Origin of the sequence: Streptomyces sp. NPDC058086, assembly GCF_042885015.1 — a bacterium.
Classification (GTDB): domain Bacteria; phylum Actinomycetota; class Actinomycetes; order Streptomycetales; family Streptomycetaceae; genus Streptomyces.
Genome location: NZ_JBHVST010000307.1, coordinates 1 through 1,158, shown reverse-complemented (window position 1 = coordinate 1,158; position 1,158 = coordinate 1). Strand labels below are relative to the sequence as shown.

General features: G+C 70.9%; 1 protein-coding gene. It reads left to right on the top strand.

What is annotated here, in order from left to right; translation table 11 throughout:
* Nucleotides 1-218 precede the first annotated feature (218 nt).
* Complete coding sequence (locus tag ACFVWD_RS58470; protein WP_389607337.1) at nt 219-1,067, top strand: GNAT family N-acetyltransferase; 849 nt, start codon at nt 219-221, stop codon at nt 1,065-1,067.
* Nucleotides 1,068-1,158 lie beyond the last annotated feature (91 nt).

Sequence of the window (1,158 nt, the reverse complement as noted above, 5' to 3'; positions counted from 1 at the left end):
CCCCTCCGGAGGGGCACCCGGGTCCCTTGCGTGCGGTGCTGCTCGGTATCTCCGGCTAAAGTACGGAGATCAGCAGACCGTGTGACTCCGCCCCGGGGGGCTTCTCGCAGTGATGCGACGGTCAAGCCCTGGCCGATGCTCACAAACGAGCACACGACGACGCTAACAGGGTGCGCGACGCGCTGTCGTTGCCCGCAAGGAGTGATGGAGTCGTCCCGTTGTTGACCCAGACCACCACCAGGGTCCTCGAACCGAGTGACCTGGACGCCGCGCTCGCCGTGCTCGACCGCGACCCGGTCGCGAACGCGTTCGTCGCGTCCCGGGTACAGGTCGCGGGCCTCGACCCCTGGCGGCTCGGCGGCGAGATGTGGGGCTGGTACGAGGACGGCATGCTGAGGTCCCTCTGCTACGCGGGCGCCAACCTGGTCCCGATCTGCGCCACCCCCCGCGCCGTCCGCGGCTTCGCCGACCGCGCGAGAAGGGCCGGCCGCCGCTGTTCCTCGATCGTCGGCCCCGTCGAGGCCACCGCCCAGCTGTGGCGGCTGCTCGAACCCAGCTGGGGCCCGGCCCGCGAGGTCCGCGCCCACCAGCCCCTGATGGTCACCGACCGGCTCCCCGCCGACATCGCCCCGGATCCGTACGTCCGCCGCATCCGCAAGGACGAGATGGAAACGATCATGCCGGCGTGCGTGGCGATGTTCACCGAGGAGGTGGGCGTCTCACCGCTCGCCGGTGACGGCGGCCTGCTCTACCAGGCGCGGGTGGCCGAACTCGTCGGCACCGGCCGTTCGTTCGCCCGTCTCGACCAGAACGGCAAGGTCGTCTTCAAGGCCGAGATCGGCGCCGCCACCCGGCAGGCCTGCCAGGTCCAGGGGGTGTGGGTCGCTCCCGAGTACCGGGGACAGGGGCTGGCGGCCCCGGGCATGGCGGCCGTCATGCGCTACGCCCTCGCCGACGTCGCCCCGCTCGTCAGCCTCTACGTCAACGACTTCAACACCCCGGCCCGGGCGGCCTACCACCGTGTCGGCTTCCAGGAGATCGGCGCGTTCATGAGCGTGCTGTTCTAGGCCCTGTCGTCACATTCCCGTCTGCCCCGCGACGCCATGCACGCGCCCCCAAGTTCTCGGCTTCGCTCGAACAGGGAGGGACCCCCTTCGC